The 20,525-nt window shown below is 67.4% G+C and carries 6 pseudogenes; all 6 read right to left on the bottom strand.

Annotated features, from left to right (window positions below):
• Positions 1-68 precede the first annotated feature (68 nt).
• Positions 69-3,269: pseudogene (locus tag OKW30_RS40725) on the bottom strand (non-ribosomal peptide synthetase); the annotation flags it as partial.
• A 54-nt stretch (positions 3,270-3,323) separates the two neighbouring features.
• Positions 3,324-6,530, bottom strand: a pseudogene (locus OKW30_RS40720) (non-ribosomal peptide synthetase); the annotation flags it as partial.
• 102 nt (positions 6,531-6,632) lie between these two features.
• Positions 6,633-12,212, bottom strand: a pseudogene (locus OKW30_RS40715) (amino acid adenylation domain-containing protein); the annotation flags it as partial.
• A gap of 136 nt (positions 12,213-12,348) precedes the next feature.
• A pseudogene (locus OKW30_RS40710) lies at positions 12,349-13,176 on the bottom strand (condensation domain-containing protein); the annotation flags it as partial.
• A gap of 186 nt (positions 13,177-13,362) precedes the next feature.
• Positions 13,363-16,461 (bottom strand): annotated as a pseudogene (locus OKW30_RS40705) (amino acid adenylation domain-containing protein); the annotation flags it as partial.
• Between the two features lie 186 nt (positions 16,462-16,647).
• Positions 16,648-20,490: pseudogene (locus tag OKW30_RS40700) on the bottom strand (amino acid adenylation domain-containing protein); the annotation flags it as partial.
• Between the last annotated feature and the right edge of the window lie 35 nt (positions 20,491-20,525).

Genomic DNA, 20,525 nt, shown 5'->3' with positions numbered 1-20,525 from the left:
CTGTGCTCGTCGATCAGGTTGGCCGGCACCGCCACCTCGCGATGGCTTCCAAGGCTTGCGGCCAGATCGCAGAGCACCGGCCTGGCGAACAGGGTGCGCACCTCCACCCCAAGCGACAGCCGCCGCAGCCGCTCCATCAGCTGCACCGCCAGCAGCGAATGACCGCCGAGCTCGAAGAAGTGGTCGTGACGGCCGACCCGCTCCAGCCCCAGAAGCTCGGCCCAGATGCCGGCCAGCGCCGTCTCGATCTCGCCTTGCGGCGCCGCATGGGCGGCCCGCGCATAGGCATCGTCGTCGGGAACAGGCAGCTCCTTGCGGTCGAGCTTGCCGTTGGCCGTCAGCGGCAGCGCCGCTAGCCGCACGAAGGCCGCCGGCACCATGTAGTCGGGCAGCCGCGCGCCAAGATGCGCGCGCAAGGCGCCGGCAAGCGCGCCTTGATCTTCCTCCTGGGCTCCCGCTTCCGGCGCGTACACCACATAGGCGACGAGCCGCATCTGGCCCGTTCGATCCTCACGCGCCACCACCACCGCATCGCGCACCCGCTCGTGCTCGACAAGGCGCGCCGCGATCTCGCCCGGCTCGATGCGGAAGCCGCGGATCTTCACCTGGTCGTCATTGCGGCCCAGGAACTCCAGATTGCCGTCCGCAAGGTAGCGCGCAAGATCCCCGGTCCGGTACATCCGCGCGCCTGCCTCATCACTGAACGGATCGGCCAAAAACCGCTCCGCCGTCAGCCCGGCACGGTTCAGGTAGCCGCGCGCCACCCCTGCCCCGCCGATATGGAGCTCGCCAACCGCCCCGAACGGCACCGGCGCGCCATCACCGGCCAGCAGATACACCCGCGTGTTCGCGACCGGACGGCCGATCGTCTCAACGACCGTGTCTCCCCTGGGCATGCAAACCCAGGTCGAATACGTCGTGGTCTCCGAAGGAGCGTACAGATTGCAAATCTTTTGGACGCGCGTGTTCTCGAAGATTCTTTCGATCAGACCTGCGCTCAGCGGTTCGCCCGCCAAATTGATGACGCTTGCCGAGGCGGGGACTGCTTCCTCGTCGAGCAGAGCGGTGATGGCAGAGGGTACTGTATTGATCAGCGAGACGTCCAAAGGCGCCTGCGCCAGTGCCAGGGCATTCTCAACGAGATAGAGCGTGCCGCCTTGCGAGAGCGCACCGAAGCACTCGTAGACAGACAGATCGAAGCTGATCGAGGTGGAGAACAGCATGCGGCTGGTCTCCGATTGCGCAAACACGTCGCTGTTCCAACCCAGCAGGTTCACGGTGCTTTGATGCTCGACCATGACGCCCTTGGGCGTGCCGGTGGAGCCTGAGGTGTAGATGATGTAGGCAAGATGGCGCGCGGTGAGCCCCAGCGCGCGCGGGTCGGGATCCGACGATGGCCGCCCGGCCCAGCCCGGCGTGGCGGTGTCGAGGTCGACCACGCTCACCTGACCAAGAGCATCCGCGCCGAGGGCCTGGCGCCCCGCCGCATCGCAAAGCAGCAGCCGGGGTGCGGCATCCTCAAGCACCTGGTTGAGCCGCGCGCTGGGATAGGCCGGGTCGAGCGGCACATAGGCGCCGCCCGCCTTCAGGATCGCCAGAATCCCAACCACCATGGCCGGGCTGCGCTCCAGGCAGATCGCCACCGGCTGGTCCGGCTTCACCCCAAGGCCGATCAGATGATGCGCCAGGCGGTTGGCGCGCCGATTGAGCTCGCCATAGCCCAGCTCCTCAGCCTCATGCACCACCGCCACCCTGTCCGGTGCCTGGCGCACCTGCGCCTCGAACAGCTCGTGGATGCACAACTGCGAAGGATAGTCCGCCGCCGTCCGGTTCAGCTCCTCCAGGAGATAGCCGCGCTCGGCGGCCGGCAGGATGTCGAGCTCCCGCACCGGCGTGTTCGGCGCCCGCTCCAGCGCCTCGGTCAGCTCTTCGAGCGCCCGCTGCATGTAGCCGCAGACCCGGTCCGCAGAGACAGGCTCCGCCACCTGTGCGGTGAGGGCGAGCGCCTGGCCAAAATCTTCAACCGACAGGCTCAGCGGATAGTTGGTGCGCTCCTCCCCACCCAGCCATTCAATGCCGGACAGACCATCATCCGTCCCGGAGCCGGCCATGGCCGCCGGCGCGTTGTGACGGTAGTTCAGCAGCGCGCCGAACAGCGGCGCGGGTGCTGCGACGCCGCTGCAGCGTTGCGCCAGCGCCAGCGAGGCATGCTCATGCGCGAGCAGCTCGGAAAGCCGCGCATGCGTGGCCCGCACGCTCGCCTCGACCCCGGTGCCGTCGAGGTCGAGCCGCACAGGCAAGGTGTTGATGAACAGCCCGAGCGCACGGTCGGCGCCGGCACCGGCATGCATGCGCCCGAACAGCACCGTGCCGAACACCACCTGCTCGCGCCCGCTGCTGCGCGCCACCACCTGCCCCCAGGCCAGATGGCACAGACTGGCCAGGCTCACCCCCAGCCGCCGCGCCTGGGCCCGCAGCCGATCGTTGAGCGCCTGCGGCAGCCTCCGATGCGCCTCGCCAATCCCGCTGCCGTCGCCATGGACCTCGCTCAACCCGAACGGCAGGACCGGCTCGTCGATGTCGGCCAGCATCGCCCGGAAGAACTCTTCATGCGCCTTGGCATCGACCCCCAGCCGCGCCTGCGCCACCAGATTGCGGAACGGCTGCGGCGCGCCAAGCTCATGCGTGCGCTCCTCCAGCACCGCCCGCACCTCGGCATGCATCACGTCCAGCGTCGTGTGATCCCCGATCAAATGGTGCTGCAGCTCCAGCAGCAGCCAGCGCCCCGTGCCCGGCTCGCGCGCGATCACAAACTGCAACAAGGGTGCCCGCCCAAGGCTGATGCGATAGTGACGCGGGTCGAACCGGCGCTTCAGTTGCTCATGAGCGGGGCCGTCATCTTCATCCAGCTCGAGCTCGCTGATCTCCAGCCGCGCACGACGCCACACCACCTGGGCCGGGCTCGAGAGCCCCTCCCAGACAAAGGCCGTGCGCAGCATGTCGTGACGGTCCACCACCTGCTGGACCGCACCAAGATAGCGCTCCAACAGCTCGCGATCGGCAAAGGCCATCTGCGACACCAGCAGATACGGATCGCCCCGCCCGGCCAACAGATGATGGAACAGGATGCCTTCCTGCAGCGGCGACAGGCCATAGATGTCCTGGATGTTGGCGACCCCGCCCGGCACCGTGGCGACGACCCGGTCGATCTCTTCCTGCGTCAGCTCGATCAGCGGCAGCATCTGCGGGCTGATCGACGTGCTGTGCTCGTCGATCAGGTTGGCCGGCACCGCCACCTCGCGATGGCTTCCAAGGCTTGCGGCCAGATCGCAGAGCACCGGCCTGGCGAACAGGGTGCGCACCTCCACCCCAAGCGACAGCCGCCGCAGCCGCTCCATCAGCTGCACCGCCAGCAGCGAATGACCGCCGAGCTCGAAGAAGTGGTCGTGACGGCCGACCCGCTCCAGCCCCAGAAGCTCGGCCCAGATGCCGGCCAGCGCCGTCTCGATCTCGCCTTGCGGCGCCGCATGGGCGGCCCGCGCATAGGCATCGTCGTCGGGAACAGGCAGCTCCTTGCGGTCGAGCTTGCCGTTGGCCGTCAGCGGCAGCGCCGCTAGCCGCACGAAGGCCGCCGGCACCATGTAGTCGGGCAGCCGCGCGCCAAGATGCGCGCGCAAGGCGCCGGCAAGCGCGCCTTGATCTTCCTCCTGGGCTCCCGCTTCCGGCGCGTACACCACATAGGCGACGAGCCGCATCTGGCCCGTTCGATCCTCACGCGCCACCACCACCGCATCGCGCACCCGCTCGTGCTCGACAAGGCGCGCCGCGATCTCGCCCGGCTCGATGCGGAAGCCGCGGATCTTCACCTGGTCGTCATTGCGGCCCAGGAACTCCAGATTGCCGTCCGCAAGGTAGCGCGCAAGATCCCCGGTCCGGTACATCCGCGCGCCTGCCTCATCACTGAACGGATCGGCCAAAAACCGCTCCGCCGTCAGCCCGGCACGGTTCAGGTAGCCGCGCGCCACCCCTGCCCCGCCGATATGGAGCTCGCCAACCGCCCCGAACGGCACCGGCGCGCCATCACCGGCCAGCAGATACACCCGCGTGTTCGCGACCGGACGGCCGATCGGGACACTGAGAGCTTTCTCCTGCATCGGACCCACAGTGTAGGAAGTCGCAAAGGTCGTCGTCTCGGTCGGACCATAGCAGTGAATGAGACGTACAGGGCCTTCTTCTTTCAGCAACCTTAGGAAGGAGGAGGGGTCATTCCGCTCGCCTCCACACAGGAGGGATCTAAGTTGTGCTAACGTGGGGGCAATCGATGACGTATACCGGTTGAATAGCGCTGTTGTTAAAAACAGTGACGTCACTTTCTGACGTTCAAGCGCCTTGGAAAAGCTTGATGCATCTAAGACAGTGGTGGCATTCATTACAACAACGCAGCCACCGTTAAGCAGCGCCGCCCACACTTCAAATGTGCTGGCGTCGAAGGCGGGATTGCCCGCCCAGGCCACACGATCTCCGGCATCGATTTTCACATATCCATTATTGATCACGAGCCGGTTGACAGCACGATGAGGAACAACAACTCCCTTGGGAAGGCTGGTCGAGCCGGACGTGTACATCACGTAAGCGGCATCTTCGGCGCTCAACGTCAGCCCAGGATCGGTACTCAGTTCTGCATCGGCCGTTAACGGCTCAATGGGCACAGCAGGGATCGTCACCTCGACGAGATCAAGATCGTTACTCTCGCTAAGCACCAGGCGTGCAGCACAATCGGCCATCAGCCATTCTTGTCGCGCAGATGGAAGAGCGCGATCGATCGGCACATAAACCGCGCCCGTCTTCAGAATCGCCAACTGCGCCACCACAAGGGTGACGGAGCGGTCCGGTAGTGTCGCAATGCAATCCCCGGGCTTCACCCCAAGGCCGATCAGATGATGCGCCAGGCGGTTGGCGCGCCGATTGAGCTCGCCATAGCCCAGCTCCTCAGCCTCATGCACCACCGCCACCCTGTCCGGTGCCTGGCGCACCTGCGCCTCGAACAGCTCGTGGATGCACAGCTGCGAAGGATAGTCCGCCGCCGTCCGGTTCAGCTCCTCCAGGAGATAGCCGCGCTCGGCGGCCGGCAGGATGTCGAGCTCCCGCACCGGCGTGTTCGGCGCCCGCTCCAGCGCCTCGGTCAGCTCTTCGAGCGCCCGCTGCATGTAGCCGCAGACCCGGTCCGCAGAGACAGGCTCCGCCACCTGTGCGGTGAGGGCGAGCGCCTGGCCAAAATCTTCAACCGACAGGCTCAGCGGATAGTTGGTGCGCTCCTCCCCACCCAGCCATTCAATGCCGGACAGACCATCATCCGTCCCGGAGCCGGCCATGGCCGCCGGCGTGTTGTGACGGTAGTTCAGCAGCGCGCCGAACAGCGGCGCGGGTGCTGCAACGCCGCTGCAGCGTTGCGCCAGCGCCAGCGAGGCATGCTCATGCGCGAGCAGCTCGGAAAGCCGCGCATGCGTGGCCCGCACGCTCGCCTCGACCCCGGTGCCGTCGAGGTCGAGCCGCACAGGCAAGGTGTTGATGAACAGCCCGAGCGCACGGTCGGCGCCGGCACCGGCATGCATGCGCCCGAACAGCACCGTGCCGAACACCACCTGCTCGCGCCCGCTGCTGCGCGCCACCACCTGCCCCCAGGCCAGATGGCACAGACTGGCCAGGCTCACCCCCAGCCGCCGCGCCTGGGCCCGCAGCCGATCGTTGAGCGCCTGCGGCAGCCTCCGATGCGCCTCGCCAATCCCGCTGCCGTCGCCATGGACCTCGCTCAACCCGAACGGCAGGACCGGCTCGTCGATGTCGGCCAGCATCGCCCGGAAGAACTCTTCATGCGCCTTGGCATCGACCCCCAGCCGCGCCTGCGCCACCAGATTGCGGAACGGCTGCGGCGCGCCAAGCTCATGCGTGCGCTCCTCCAGCACCGCCCGCACCTCGGCATGCATCACGTCCAGCGTCGTGTGATCCCCGATCAAATGGTGCTGCAGCTCCAGCAGCAGCCAGCGCCCCGTGCCCGGCTCGCGCGCGATCACAAACTGCAACAAGGGTGCCCGCCCAAGGCTGATGCGATAGTGACGCGGGTCGAACCGGCGCTTCAGTTGCTCATGAGCGGGGCCGTCATCTTCATCCAGCTCGAGCTCGCTGATCTCCAGCCGCGCACGACGCCACACCACCTGGGCCGGGCTCGAGAGCCCCTCCCAGACAAAGGCCGTGCGCAGCATGTCGTGACGGTCCACCACCTGCTGGACCGCACCAAGATAGCGCTCCAACAGCTCGCGATCGGCAAAGGCCATCTGCGACACCAGCAGATACGGATCGCCCCGCCCGGCCAACAGATGATGGAACAGGATGCCTTCCTGCAGCGGCGACAGGCCATAGATGTCCTGGATGTTGGCGACCCCGCCCGGCACCGTGGCGACGACCCGGTCGATCTCTTCCTGCGTCAGCTCGATCAGCGGCAGCATCTGCGGGCTGATCGACGTGCTGTGCTCGTCGATCAGGTTGGCCGGCACCGCCACCTCGCGATGGCTTCCAAGGCTTGCGGCCAGATCGCAGAGCACCGGCCTGGCGAACAGGGTGCGCACCTCCACCCCAAGCGACAGCCGCCGCAGCCGCTCCATCAGCTGCACCGCCAGCAGCGAATGACCGCCGAGCTCGAAGAAGTGGTCGTGACGGCCGACCCGCTCCAGCCCCAGAAGCTCGGCCCAGATGCCGGCCAGCGCCGTCTCGATCTCGCCTTGCGGCGCCGCATGGGCGGCCCGCGCATAGGCATCGTCGTCGGGAACAGGCAGCTCCTTGCGGTCGAGCTTGCCGTTGGCCGTCAGCGGCAGCGCCGCTAGCCGCACGAAGGCCGCCGGCACCATGTAGTCGGGCAGCCGCGCGCCAAGATGCGCGCGCAAGGCGCCGGCAAGCGCGCCTTGATCTTCCTCCTGGGCTCCCGCTTCCGGCGCGTACACCACATAGGCGACGAGCCGCATCTGGCCCGTTCGATCCTCACGCGCCACCACCACCGCATCGCGCACCCGCTCGTGCTCGACAAGGCGCGCCGCGATCTCGCCCGGCTCGATGCGGAAGCCGCGGATCTTCACCTGGTCGTCATTGCGGCCCAGGAACTCCAGATTGCCGTCCGCAAGGTAGCGCGCAAGATCCCCGGTCCGGTACATCCGCGCGCCTGCCTCATCACTGAACGGATCGGCCAAAAACCGCTCCGCCGTCAGCCCGGCACGGTTCAGGTAGCCGCGCGCCACCCCTGCCCCGCCGATATGGAGCTCGCCAACCGCCCCGAACGGCACCGGCGCGCCATCACCGGCCAGCAGATACACCCGCGTGTTCGCGACCGGACGGCCGATCGTCTCAACGACCGTGTCTCCCCTGGGCATGCAAACCCAGGTCGAATACGTCGTGGTCTCCGAAGGAGCGTACAGATTGCAAATCTTTTGGACGCGCGTGTTCTCGAAGATTCTTTCGATCAGACCTGCGCTCAGCGGTTCGCCCGCCAAATTGATGACGCTTGCCGAGGCGGGGACTGCTTCCTCGTCGAGCAGAGCGGTGATGGCAGAGGGTACTGTATTGATCAGCGAGACGTCCAAAGGCGCCTGCGCCAGTGCCAGGGCATTCTCAACGAGATAGAGCGTGCCGCCTTGCGAGAGCGCACCGAAGCACTCGTAGACAGACAGATCGAAGCTGATCGAGGTGGAGAACAGCATGCGGCTGGTCTCCGATTGCGCAAACACGTCGCTGTTCCAACCCAGCAGGTTCACGGTGCTTTGATGCTCGACCATGACGCCCTTGGGCGTGCCGGTGGAGCCTGAGGTGTAGATGATGTAGGCAAGATGGCGCGCGGTGAGCCCCAGCGCGCGCGGGTCGGGATCCGACGATGGCCGCCCGGCCCAGCCCGGCGTGGCGGTGTCGAGGTCGACCACGCTCACCTGACCAAGAGCATCCGCGCCGAGGGCCTGGCGCCCCGCCGCATCGCAAAGCAGCAGCCGGGGTGCGGCATCCTCAAGCACCTGGTTGAGCCGCGCGCTGGGATAGGCCGGGTCGAGCGGCACATAGGCGCCGCCCGCCTTCAGGATCGCCAGAATCCCAACCACCATGGCCGGGCTGCGCTCCAGGCAGATCGCCACCGGCTGGTCCGGCTTCACCCCAAGGCCGATCAGATGATGCGCCAGGCGGTTGGCGCGCCGATTGAGCTCGCCATAGCCCAGCTCCTCAGCCTCATGCACCACCGCCACCCTGTCCGGTGCCTGGCGCACCTGCGCCTCGAACAGCTCGTGGATGCACAACTGCGAAGGATAGTCCGCCGCCGTCCGGTTCAGCTCCTCCAGGAGATAGCCGCGCTCGGCGGCCGGCAGGATGTCGAGCTCCCGCACCGGCGTGTTCGGCGCCCGCTCCAGCGCCTCGGTCAGCTCTTCGAGCGCCCGCTGCATGTAGCCGCAGACCCGGTCCGCAGAGACAGGCTCCGCCACCTGTGCGGTGAGGGCGAGCGCCTGGCCAAAATCTTCAACCGACAGGCTCAGCGGATAGTTGGTGCGCTCCTCCCCACCCAGCCATTCAATGCCGGACAGACCATCATCCGTCCCGGAGCCGGCCATGGCCGCCGGCGCGTTGTGACGGTAGTTCAGCAGCGCGCCGAACAGCGGCGCGGGTGCTGCGACGCCGCTGCAGCGTTGCGCCAGCGCCAGCGAGGCATGCTCATGCGCGAGCAGCTCGGAAAGCCGCGCATGCGTGGCCCGCACGCTCGCCTCGACCCCGGTGCCGTCGAGGTCGAGCCGCACAGGCAAGGTGTTGATGAACAGCCCGAGCGCACGGTCGGCGCCGGCACCGGCATGCATGCGCCCGAACAGCACCGTGCCGAACACCACCTGCTCGCGCCCGCTGCTGCGCGCCACCACCTGCCCCCAGGCCAGATGGCACAGACTGGCCAGGCTCACCCCCAGCCGCCGCGCCTGGGCCCGCAGCCGATCGTTGAGCGCCTGCGGCAGCCTCCGATGCGCCTCGCCAATCCCGCTGCCGTCGCCATGGACCTCGCTCAACCCGAACGGCAGGACCGGCTCGTCGATGTCGGCCAGCATCGCCCGGAAGAACTCTTCATGCGCCTTGGCATCGACCCCCAGCCGCGCCTGCGCCACCAGATTGCGGAACGGCTGCGGCGCGCCAAGCTCATGCGTGCGCTCCTCCAGCACCGCCCGCACCTCGGCATGCATCACGTCCAGCGTCGTGTGATCCCCGATCAAATGGTGCTGCAGCTCCAGCAGCAGCCAGCGCCCCGTGCCCGGCTCGCGCGCGATCACAAACTGCAACAAGGGTGCCCGCCCAAGGCTGATGCGATAGTGACGCGGGTCGAACCGGCGCTTCAGTTGCTCATGAGCGGGGCCGTCATCTTCATCCAGCTCGAGCTCGCTGATCTCCAGCCGCGCACGACGCCACACCACCTGGGCCGGGCTCGAGAGCCCCTCCCAGACAAAGGCCGTGCGCAGCATGTCGTGACGGTCCACCACCTGCTGGACCGCACCAAGATAGCGCTCCAACAGCTCGCGATCGGCAAAGGCCATCTGCGACACCAGCAGATACGGATCGCCCCGCCCGGCCAACAGATGATGGAACAGGATGCCTTCCTGCAGCGGCGACAGGCCATAGATGTCCTGGATGTTGGCGACCCCGCCCGGCACCGTGGCGACGACCCGGTCGATCTCTTCCTGCGTCAGCTCGATCAGCGGCAGCATCTGCGGGCTGATCGACGTGCTGTGCTCGTCGATCAGGTTGGCCGGCACCGCCACCTCGCGATGGCTTCCAAGGCTTGCGGCCAGATCGCAGAGCACCGGCCTGGCGAACAGGGTGCGCACCTCCACCCCAAGCGACAGCCGCCGCAGCCGCTCCATCAGCTGCACCGCCAGCAGCGAATGACCGCCGAGCTCGAAGAAGTGGTCGTGACGGCCGACCCGCTCCAGCCCCAGAAGCTCGGCCCAGATGCCGGCCAGCGCCGTCTCGATCTCGCCTTGCGGCGCCGCATGGGCGGCCCGCGCATAGGCATCGTCGTCGGGAACAGGCAGCTCCTTGCGGTCGAGCTTGCCGTTGGCCGTCAGCGGCAGCGCCGCTAGCCGCACGAAGGCCGCCGGCACCATGTAGTCGGGCAGCCGCGCGCCAAGATGCGCGCGCAAGGCGCCGGCAAGCGCGCCTTGATCTTCCTCCTGGGCTCCCGCTTCGTGCTGGGCTCCCGCTTCCGGCGCGTACACCACATAGGCGACGAGCCGCATCTGGCCCGTTCGATCCTCACGCGCCACCACCACCGCATCGCGCACCCGCTCGTGCTCGACAAGGCGCGCCGCGATCTCGCCCGGCTCGATGCGGAAGCCGCGGATCTTCACCTGGTCGTCATTGCGGCCCAGGAACTCCAGATTGCCGTCCGCAAGGTAGCGCGCAAGATCCCCGGTCCGGTACATCCGCGCGCCTGCCTCATCACTGAACGGATCGGCCAAAAACCGCTCCGCCGTCAGCCCGGCACGGTTCAGGTAGCCGCGCGCCACCCCTGCCCCGCCGATATGGAGCTCGCCAACCGCCCCGAACGGCACCGGCGCGCCATCACCGGCCAGCAGATACACCCGCGTGTTCGCGACCGGACGGCCGATCGTCTCAACGACCGTGTCTCCCCTGGGCATGCAAACCCAGGTCGAATACGTCGTGGTCTCCGAAGGAGCGTACAGATTGCAAATCTTTTGGACGCGCGTGTTCTCGAAGATTCTTTCGATCAGACCTGCGCTCAGCGGTTCGCCCGCCAAATTGATGACGCTTGCCGAGGCGGGGACTGCTTCCTCGTCGAGCAGAGCGGTGATGGCAGAGGGTACTGTATTGATCAGCGAGACGTCCAAAGGCGCCTGCGCCAGTGCCAGGGCATTCTCAACGAGATAGAGCGTGCCGCCTTGCGAGAGCGCACCGAAGCACTCGTAGACAGACAGATCGAAGCTGATCGAGGTGGAGAACAGCATGCGGCTGGTCTCCGATTGCGCAAACACGTCGCTGTTCCAACCCAGCAGGTTCACGGTGCTTTGATGCTCGACCATGACGCCCTTGGGCGTGCCGGTGGAGCCTGAGGTGTAGATGATGTAGGCAAGATGGCGCGCGGTGAGCCCCAGCGCGCGCGGGTCGGGATCCGACGATGGCCGCCCGGCCCAGCCCGGCGTGGCGGTGTCGAGGTCGACCACGCTCACCTGACCAAGAGCATCCGCGCCGAGGGCCTGGCGCCCCGCCGCATCGCAAAGCAGCAGCCGGGGTGCGGCATCCTCAAGCACCTGGTTGAGCCGCGCGCTGGGATAGGCCGGGTCGAGCGGCACATAGGCGCCGCCCGCCTTCAGGATCGCCAGAATCCCAACCACCATGGCCGGGCTGCGCTCCAGGCAGATCGCCACCGGCTGGTCCGGCTTCACCCCAAGGCCGATCAGATGATGCGCCAGGCGGTTGGCGCGCCGATTGAGCTCGCCATAGCCCAGCTCCTCAGCCTCATGCACCACCGCCACCCTGTCCGGTGCCTGGCGCACCTGCGCCTCGAACAGCTCGTGGATGCACAGCTGCGAAGGATAGTCCGCCGCCGTCCGGTTCAGCTCCTCCAGGAGATAGCCGCGCTCGGCGGCCGACAAAAGCTCGATGCGGCCGACCGGCTGCCCGGCATCGGCAACCATCGCCCGCAGCAAGGCCAAAAGATAACCGCGCTGCCGCCCGATCGTCGCTTGATCGAACAGCGCCGTGGCATAGTGCAGCGATCCGGCAATCTCCTCGCCGCACTCGCCAAGGCTCAGCTCCAGGTCGAACCTGACCTGAGCGAAGCCATTGCCGGTTGCCTCCACGCTCAGCCCTGGCAGATCGAGCGTCTCGACGGCCTCGTTCTGCCAGGCCAGCATCGCCTGGAACAACGGCGTGTGATCGAGCGCGCGCGGCGGCTTGACGATCTCAACCACCTGCTCGAACGGCAGGTCCTGATGCTCCTGCGCGGCCAGCGCCGTGCGCCGCGTGCGCTCCAAAAGCTCGGCCACGCTCGGCGCGCCCGACAGGTCCAGGCGAAGCGCGAGCGTGTTGACGAAGAAGCCGATCAGCTCCTCCACCTCGCGCCGGCCGCGATTGGCGCTCGGCACACCGATCACAACGTCGTCCTGCCCCGACAGACGCGAGAGCACCGCCGCCCAGGCCGCCAGCACCGCCATGAACACCGTCGTGCCATGCTGCCGGGCCAGCCGCTTCAGCCCCCCGCGTCAGAGCCGCATCGATGACGACCGGCACACCGGCCCCGGCAAACGACTGCTGCGCCGGCCGCGGACGGTCCGTCGGCAAGCCAAGACAGGCCGGAGCGCCCGACAGGGTGTCGCGCCAGTACTGCGCCTGGCTGTGCAGCCGCTCCCCCGACAGCCACTGCCGTTGCCAGGCGGCATAGTCTCCATACTGGATCGCAAGCGGCGGCAAAGGATCGTCCTGCCCAGCCACGAACGCCCGGTAAAGGCTGCTCAGTTCACGCACCAGGACGCCCATCGACCAGCCGTCCGAGACGATGTGATGCTGCGTCAGCAGAAAGACGTGCTCCTCATCCGACAGCCGGATCAGACGAGCGCGGATCAGCGGCCCGCGCGACAGATCAAACGGCGTGTCCGCCTCTTCACGGCACAGATCCAAAAGTGCGGTCTCGGCATCCGGCCGGCCGGATAGATCGTGCTCGACCAGCGGCAGACCCGCATCCGGCGGCAGGACCTCGACCCGGGGCTTGCCTTGCGGCGCGACAAAGACATTGCGCAACGCCTCATGACGCGCAAACAGACGGTCAAGGCTTAGTTGCCATGCGGCCCGCTCGAGCCGACCCGTAAGCCGCAAGGCCAGCGGTATGTGGTAGTTGGTGCTGGCCTCATCCAGCTGCGCCAAGAACCACAGCCGCTGCTGTGCGAACGACAGCACGAGCGGCTGCTCGCGCGACACCGCCATGATCGCCGGCAGCTCGTGCGGGCCAGAGCGGCTCAACACCTCGACAATGCTTGCCGCCAGATCGGCAAGCACCGGCCTGGCGAACAGCGTCGTCAGCGGCACGTCCACGCCAACAGCCCGCGACAGCCGGCTCAACAGCTGCACCGCCAGCAGCGAATGACCGCCGAGCTCGAAGAAGTGGTCGTGACGGCCGACCCGCTCCAGCCCCAGAAGCTCGGCCCAGATGCCGGCCAGCGCCGTCTCGATCTCGCCTTGCGGCGCCGCATGGGCGGCCCGCGCATAGGCATCGTCGTCGGGAACAGGCAGCTCCTTGCGGTCGAGCTTGCCGTTGGCCGTCAGCGGCAGCGCCGCTAGCCGCACGAAGGCCGCCGGCACCATGTAGTCGGGCAGCCGCGCGCCAAGATGCGCGCGCAAGGCGCCGGCAAGCGCGCCTTGATCTTCCTCCTGGGCTCCCGCTTCGTGCTGGGCTCCCGCTTCCGGCGCGTACACCACATAGGCGACGAGCCGCATCTGGCCCGTTCGATCCTCACGCGCCACCACCACCGCATCGCGCACCCGCTCGTGCTCGACAAGGCGCGCCGCGATCTCGCCCGGCTCGATGCGGAAGCCGCGGATCTTCACCTGGTCGTCATTGCGGCCCAGGAACTCCAGATTGCCGTCCGCAAGGTAGCGCGCAAGATCCCCGGTCCGGTACATCCGCGCGCCTGCCTCATCACTGAACGGATCGGCCAAAAACCGCTCCGCCGTCAGCCCGGCACGGTTCAGGTAGCCGCGCGCCACCCCTGCCCCGCCGATATGGAGCTCGCCAACCGCCCCGAACGGCACCGGCGCGCCATCACCGGCCAGCAGATACACCCGCGTGTTCGCGATCGGACGGCCGATCGGGACGATTGCCTCATCAAAAGCAGCCGGACAACTCCATGTCGTCGCACAGACCGTTGTTTCGGTAGGTCCATAGGCGTTGACGATAGATGCTGCAGGCAGGTGTCGGATGAGTTCAGCCTTCGGCAGCTCTCCAGCAAGAATGAGAGCTTGCGACGCCAAATATTCCACATTCCTGCCTTCCTGAAGTAATGCTGGAGGCAACGTCGCATGAGTGATGGCTCCGCTTCGCAGATAGTCTGATAGCTTGGTACTCGCTTGACGGAGCTCATCCGAAGGCAAATGCAATGCGGCTCCTGAGCCAAACGCCATAACAATTTCCGAGGCGCTTGCATCAAAACCCAAGGAGGCGAACTGCACCACACGGCTGTTTGAACCAACGTCAAAAAGCCCGATCTGAGCCAGCCCCAGATTGACCAAGCCCCGATGCTCGACCATGACGCCCTTGGGCGTGCCGGTGGAGCCTGAGGTGTAGATGATGTAGGCAAGATGGCGCGCGGTGAGCCCCAGCGCGCGCGGGTCGGGATCCGACGATGGCCGCCCGGCCCAGCCCGGCGTGGCGGTGTCGAGGTCGACCACGCTCACCTGACCAAGAGCATCCGCGCCGAGGGCCTGGCGCCCCGCCGCATCGCAAAGCAGCAGCCGGGGTGCGGCATCCTCAAGCACCTGGTTGAGCCGCGCGCTGGGATAGGCCGGGTCGAGCGGCACATAGGCGCCGCCCGCCTTCAGGATCGCCAGAATCCCAACCACCATGGCCGGGCTGCGCTCCAGGCAGATCGCCACCGGCTGGTCCGGCTTCACCCCAAGGCCGATCAGATGATGCGCCAGGCGGTTGGCGCGCCGATTGAGCTCGCCATAGCCCAGCTCCTCAGCCTCATGCACCACCGCCACCCTGTCCGGTGCCTGGCGCACCTGCGCCTCGAACAGCTCGTGGATGCACAGCTGCGAAGGATAGTCCGCCGCCGTCCGGTTCAGCTCCTCCAGGAGATAGCCGCGCTCGGCGGCCGGCAGGATGTCGAGCTCCCGCACCGGCGTGTTCGGCGCCCGCTCCAGCGCCTCGGTCAGCTCTTCGAGCGCCCGCTGCATGTAGCCGCAGACCCGGTCCGCAGAGACAGGCTCCGCCACCTGTGCGGTGAGGGCGAGCGCCTGGCCAAAATCTTCAACCGACAGGCTCAGCGGATAGTTGGTGCGCTCCTCCCCACCCAGCCATTCAATGCCGGACAGACCATCATCCGTCCCGGAGCCGGCCATGGCCGCCGGCGCGTTGTGACGGTAGTTCAGCAGCGCGCCGAACAGCGGCGCGGGTGCTGCGACGCCGCTGCAGCGTTGCGCCAGCGCCAGCGAGGCATGCTCATGCGCGAGCAGCTCGGAAAGCCGCGCATGCGTGGCCCGCACGCTCGCCTCGACCCCGGTGCCGTCGAGGTCGAGCCGCACAGGCAAGGTGTTGATGAACAGCCCGAGCGCACGGTCGGCGCCGGCACCGGCATGCATGCGCCCGAACAGCACCGTGCCGAACACCACCTGCTCGCGCCCGCTGCTGCGCGCCACCACCTGCCCCCAGGCCAGATGGCACAGACTGGCCAGGCTCACCCCCAGCCGCCGCGCCTGGGCCCGCAGCCGATCGTTGAGCGCCTGCGGCAGCCTCCGATGCGCCTCGCCAATCCCGCTGCCGTCGCCATGGACCTCGCTCAACCCGAACGGCAGGACCGGCTCGTCGATGTCGGCCAGCATCGCCCGGAAGAACTCTTCATGCGCCTTGGCATCGACCCCCAGCCGCGCCTGCGCCACCAGATTGCGGAACGGCTGCGGCGCGCCAAGCTCATGCGTGCGCTCCTCCAGCACCGCCCGCACCTCGGCATGCATCACGTCCAGCGTCGTGTGATCCCCGATCAAATGGTGCTGCAGCTCCAGCAGCAGCCAGCGCCCCGTGCCCGGCTCGCGCGCGATCACAAACTGCAACAAGGGTGCCCGCCCAAGGCTGATGCGATAGTGACGCGGGTCGAACCGGCGCTTCAGTTGCTCATGAGCGGGGCCGTCATCTTCATCCAGCTCGAGCTCGCTGATCTCCAGCCGCGCACGACGCCACACCACCTGGGCCGGGCTCGAGAGCCCCTCCCAGACAAAGGCCGTGCGCAGCATGTCGTGACGGTCCACCACCTGCTGGACCGCACCAAGATAGCGCTCCAACAGCTCGCGATCGGCAAAGGCCATCTGCGACACCAGCAGATACGGATCGCCCCGCCCGGCCAACAGATGATGGAACAGGATGCCTTCCTGCAGCGGCGACAGGCCATAGATGTCCTGGATGTTGGCGACCCCGCCCGGCACCGTGGCGACGACCCGGTCGATCTCTTCCTGCGTCAGCTCGATCAGCGGCAGCATCTGCGGGCTGATCGACGTGCTGTGCTCGTCGATCAGGTTGGCCGGCACCGCCACCTCGCGATGGCTTCCAAGGCTTGCGGCCAGATCGCAGAGCACCGGCCTGGCGAACAGGGTGCGCACCTCCACCCCAAGCGACAGCCGCCGCAGCCGCTCCATCAGCTGCACCGCCAGCAGCGAATGACCGCCGAGCTCGAAGAAGTGGTCGTGACGGCCGACCCGCTCCAGCCCCAGAAGCTCGGCCCAGATGCCGGCCAGCGCCGTCTCGATCTCGCCTTGCGGCGCCGCATGGGCGGCCCGCGCATAGGCATCGTCGTCGGGAACAGGCAGCTCCTTGCGGTCGAGCTTGCCGTTGGCCGTCAGCGGCAGCGCCGCTAGCCGCACGAAGGCCGCCGGCACCATGTAGTCGGGCAGCCGCGCGCCAAGATGCGCGCGCAAGGCGCCGGCAAGCGCGCCTTGATCTTCCTCCTGGGCTCCCGCTTCCGGCGCGTACACCACATAGGCGACGAGCCGCATCTGGCCCGTTCGATCCTCACGCGCCACCACCACCGCATCGCGCACCCGCTCGTGCTCGACAAGGCGCGCCGCGATCTCGCCCGGCTCGATGCGGAAGCCGCGGATCTTCACCTGGTCGTCATTGCGGCCCAGGAACTCCAGATTGCCGTCCGCAAGGTAGCGCGCAAGATCCCCGGTCCGGTACATCCGCGCGCCTGCCTCATCACTGAACGGATCGGCCAAAAACCGCTCCGCCGTCAGCCCGGCACGGTTCAGGTAGCCGCGCGCCACCCCTGCCCCGCCGATATGGAGCTCGCCAACCGCCCCGAACGGCACCGGCGCGCCATCACCGGCCAGCAGATACACCCGCGTGTTCGCGATCGGACGGCCGATCGGGACGATTGCCTCATCAAAAGCAGCCGGACAACTCCATGTCGTCGCACAGACCGTTGTTTCGGTAGGTCCATAGGCGTTGACGATAGATGCTGCAGGCAGGTGTGAACGGATGAGTTCAGCCTTCGGCAGCTCTCCAGCAAGAATGAGAGCTTGCGACGCCAAATATTCCACATTCCTGCCTTCCTGAAGTAATGCTGGAGGCAACGTCGCATGAGTGATGGCTCCGCTTCGCAGATAGTCTGATAGCTTGGTACTCGCTTGACGGAGCTCATCCGAAGGCAAATGCAATGCGGCTCCTGAGCCAAACGCCATAACAATTTCCCAGGCGCTTGCATCAAAACCCAAGGAGGCGAACTGCACCACACGGCTGTTTGAACCAACGTCAAAAAGCCCGATCTGAGCCAGCCCCAGATTGACCAAGCCCCGATGCTCGACCATGACGCCCTTGGGCGTGCCGGTGGAGCCTGAGGTGTAGATGATGTAGGCAAGATGGCGCGCGGTGAGTCCCAGCGCGCGCGGGTCGGGATCCGACGATGGCCGCCCGGCCCAGCCCGGCGTGGCGGTGTCGAGGTCGACCACGCTCACCTGACCAAGAGCATCCGCGCCGAGGGCCTGGCGCCCCGCCGCATCGCAAAGCAGCAGCCGGGGTGCGGCATCCTCAAGCACCTGGTTGAGCCGCGCGCTGGGATAGGCCGGGTCGAGCGGCACATAGGCGCCGCCCGCCTTCAGGATCGCCAGAATCCCAACCACCATGGCCGGGCTGCGCTCCAGGCAGATCGCCACCGGCTGGTCCGGCTTCACCCCAAGGCCGATCAGATGATGCGCCAGGCGGTTGGCGCGCCGATTGAGCTCGCCATAGCCCAGCTCCTCAGCCTCATGCACCACCGCCACCCTGTCCGGTGCCTGGCGCACCTGCGCCTCGAACAGCTCGTGGATGCACAGCTGCGAAGGATAGTCCGCCGCCGTCCGGTTCAGCTCCTCCAGGAGATAGCCGCGCTCGGCGGCCGGCAGGATGTCGAGTTCCCGCACCGGCGTGTTCGGCGCCCGCTCCAGCGCCTCGGTCAGCTCTTCGAGCGCCCGCTGCATGTAGCCGCAGACCCGGTCCGCAGAGACAGGCTCCGCCACCTGTGCGGTGAGGGCGAGCGCCTGGCCAAAATCTTCAACCGACAGGCTCAGCGGATAGTTGGTGCGCTCCTCCCCACCCAGCCATTCAATGCCGGACAGACCATCATCCGTCCCGGAGCCGGCCATGGCCGCCGGCGCGTTGTGACGGTAGTTCAGCAGCGCGCCGAACAGCGGCGCGGGTGCTGCGACGCCGCTGCAGCGTTGCGCCAGCGCCAGCGAGGCATGCTCATGCGCGAGCAGCTCGGAAAGCCGCGCATGCGTGGCCCGCACGCTCGCCTCGACCCCGGTGCCGTCGAGGTCGAGCCGCACAGGCAAGGTGTTGATGAACAGCCCGAGCGCACGGTCGGCGCCGGCACCGGCATGCATGCGCCCGAACAGCACCGTGCCGAACACCACCTGCTCGTGCCCGCTGCTGCGCGCCACCACCTGCCCCCAGGCCAGATGGCACAGACTGGCCAGGCTCACCCCCAGCCGCCGCGCCTGGGCCCGCAGCCGATCGTTGAGCGCCTGCGGCAGCCTCCGATGCGCCTCGCCAATCCCGCTGCCGTCGCCATGGACCTCGCTCAACCCGAACGGCAGGACCGGCTCGTCGATGTCGGCCAGCATCGCCCGGAAGAACTCTTCATGCGCCTTGGCATCGACCCCCAGCCGCGCCTGCGCCACCAGATTGCGGAACGGCTGCGGCGCGCCAAGCTCATGCGTGCGCTCCTCCAGCACCGCCCGCACCTCGGCATGCATCACGTCCAGCGTCGTGTGATCCCCGATCAAATGGTGCTGCAGCTCCAGCAGCAGCCAGCGCCCCGTGCCCGGCTCGCGCGCGATCACAAACTGCAACAAGGGTGCCCGCCCAAGGCTGATGCGATAGTGACGCGGGTCGAACCGGCGCTTCAGTTGCTCATGAGCGGGGCCGTCATCTTCATCCAGCTCGAGCTCGCTGATCTCCAGCCGCGCACGACGCCACACCACCTGGGCCGGGCTCGAGAGCCCCTCCCAGACAAAGGCCGTGCGCAGCATGTCGTGACGGTCCACCACCTGCTGGACCGCACCAAGATAGCGCTCCAACAGCTCGCGATCGGCAAAGGCCATCTGCGACACCAGCAGATACGGATCGCCCCGCCCGGCCAACAGATGATGGAACAGGATGCCTTCCTGCAGCGGCGACAGGCCATAGATGTCCTGGATGTTGGCGACCCCGCCCGGCACCGTGGCGACGACCCGGTCGATCTCTTCCTGCGTCAGCTCGATCAGCGGCAGCATCTGCGGGCTGATCGACGTGCTGTGCTCGTCGATCAGGTTGGCCGGCACCGCCACCTCGCGATGGCTTCCAAGGCTTGCGGCCAGATCGCAGAGCACCGGCCTGGCGAACAGGGTGCGCACCTCCACCCCAAGCGACAGCCGCCGCAGCCGCTCCATCAGCTGCACCGCCAGCAGCGAATGACCGCCGAGCTCGAAGAAGTGGTCGTGACGGCCGACCCGCTCCAGCCCCAGAAGCTCGGCCCAGATGCCGGCCAGCGCCGTCTCGATCTCGCCTTGCGGCGCCGCATGGGCGGCCCGCGCATAGGCATCGTCGTCGGGAACAGGCAGCTCCTTGCGGTCGAGCTTGCCGTTGGCCGTCAGCGGCAGCGCCGCTAGCCGCACGAAGGCCGCCGGCACCATGTAGTCGGGCAGCCGCGCGCCAAGATGCGCGCGCAAGGCGCCGGCAAGCGCGCCTTGATCTTCCTCCTGGGCTCCCGCTTCGTGCTGGGCTCCCGCTTCCGGCGCGTACACCACATAGGCGACGAGCCGCATCTGGCCCGTTCGATCCTCACGCGCCACCACCACCGCATCGCGCACCCGCTCGTGCTCGACAAGGCGCGCCGCGATCTCGCCCGGCTCGATGCGGAAGCCGCGGATCTTCACCTGGTCGTCATTGCGGCCCAGGAACTCCAGATTGCCGTCCGCAAGGTAGCGCGCAAGATCCCCGGTCCGGTACATCCGCGCGCCTGCCTCATCACTGAACGGATCGGCCAAAAACCGCTCCGCCGTCAGCCCGGCACGGTTCAGGTAGCCGCGCGCCACCCCTGCCCCGCCGATATGGAGCTCGCCAACCGCCCCGAACGGCACCGGCGCGCCATCACCGTCCAGCAGATACACCCGCGTGTTCGCGATCGGACGGCCGATATGTGGCACAACGTTGTCACTGAAGATCCGTCCCGAGGTCGCCACGACGGTAACTTCAGTAGGGCCATAGTTGTTTATTAGCTTGAGAG

Origin of the sequence: Paraburkholderia sp. Clong3 (assembly GCF_050436485.1) — a bacterium.
Taxonomy (GTDB): Bacteria; Pseudomonadota; Gammaproteobacteria; order Burkholderiales; family Burkholderiaceae; genus Paraburkholderia; species Paraburkholderia tuberum.
Note: the sequence above shows the minus strand (reverse complement) of the source record. Positions and strands in the feature narration are given on the sequence as shown.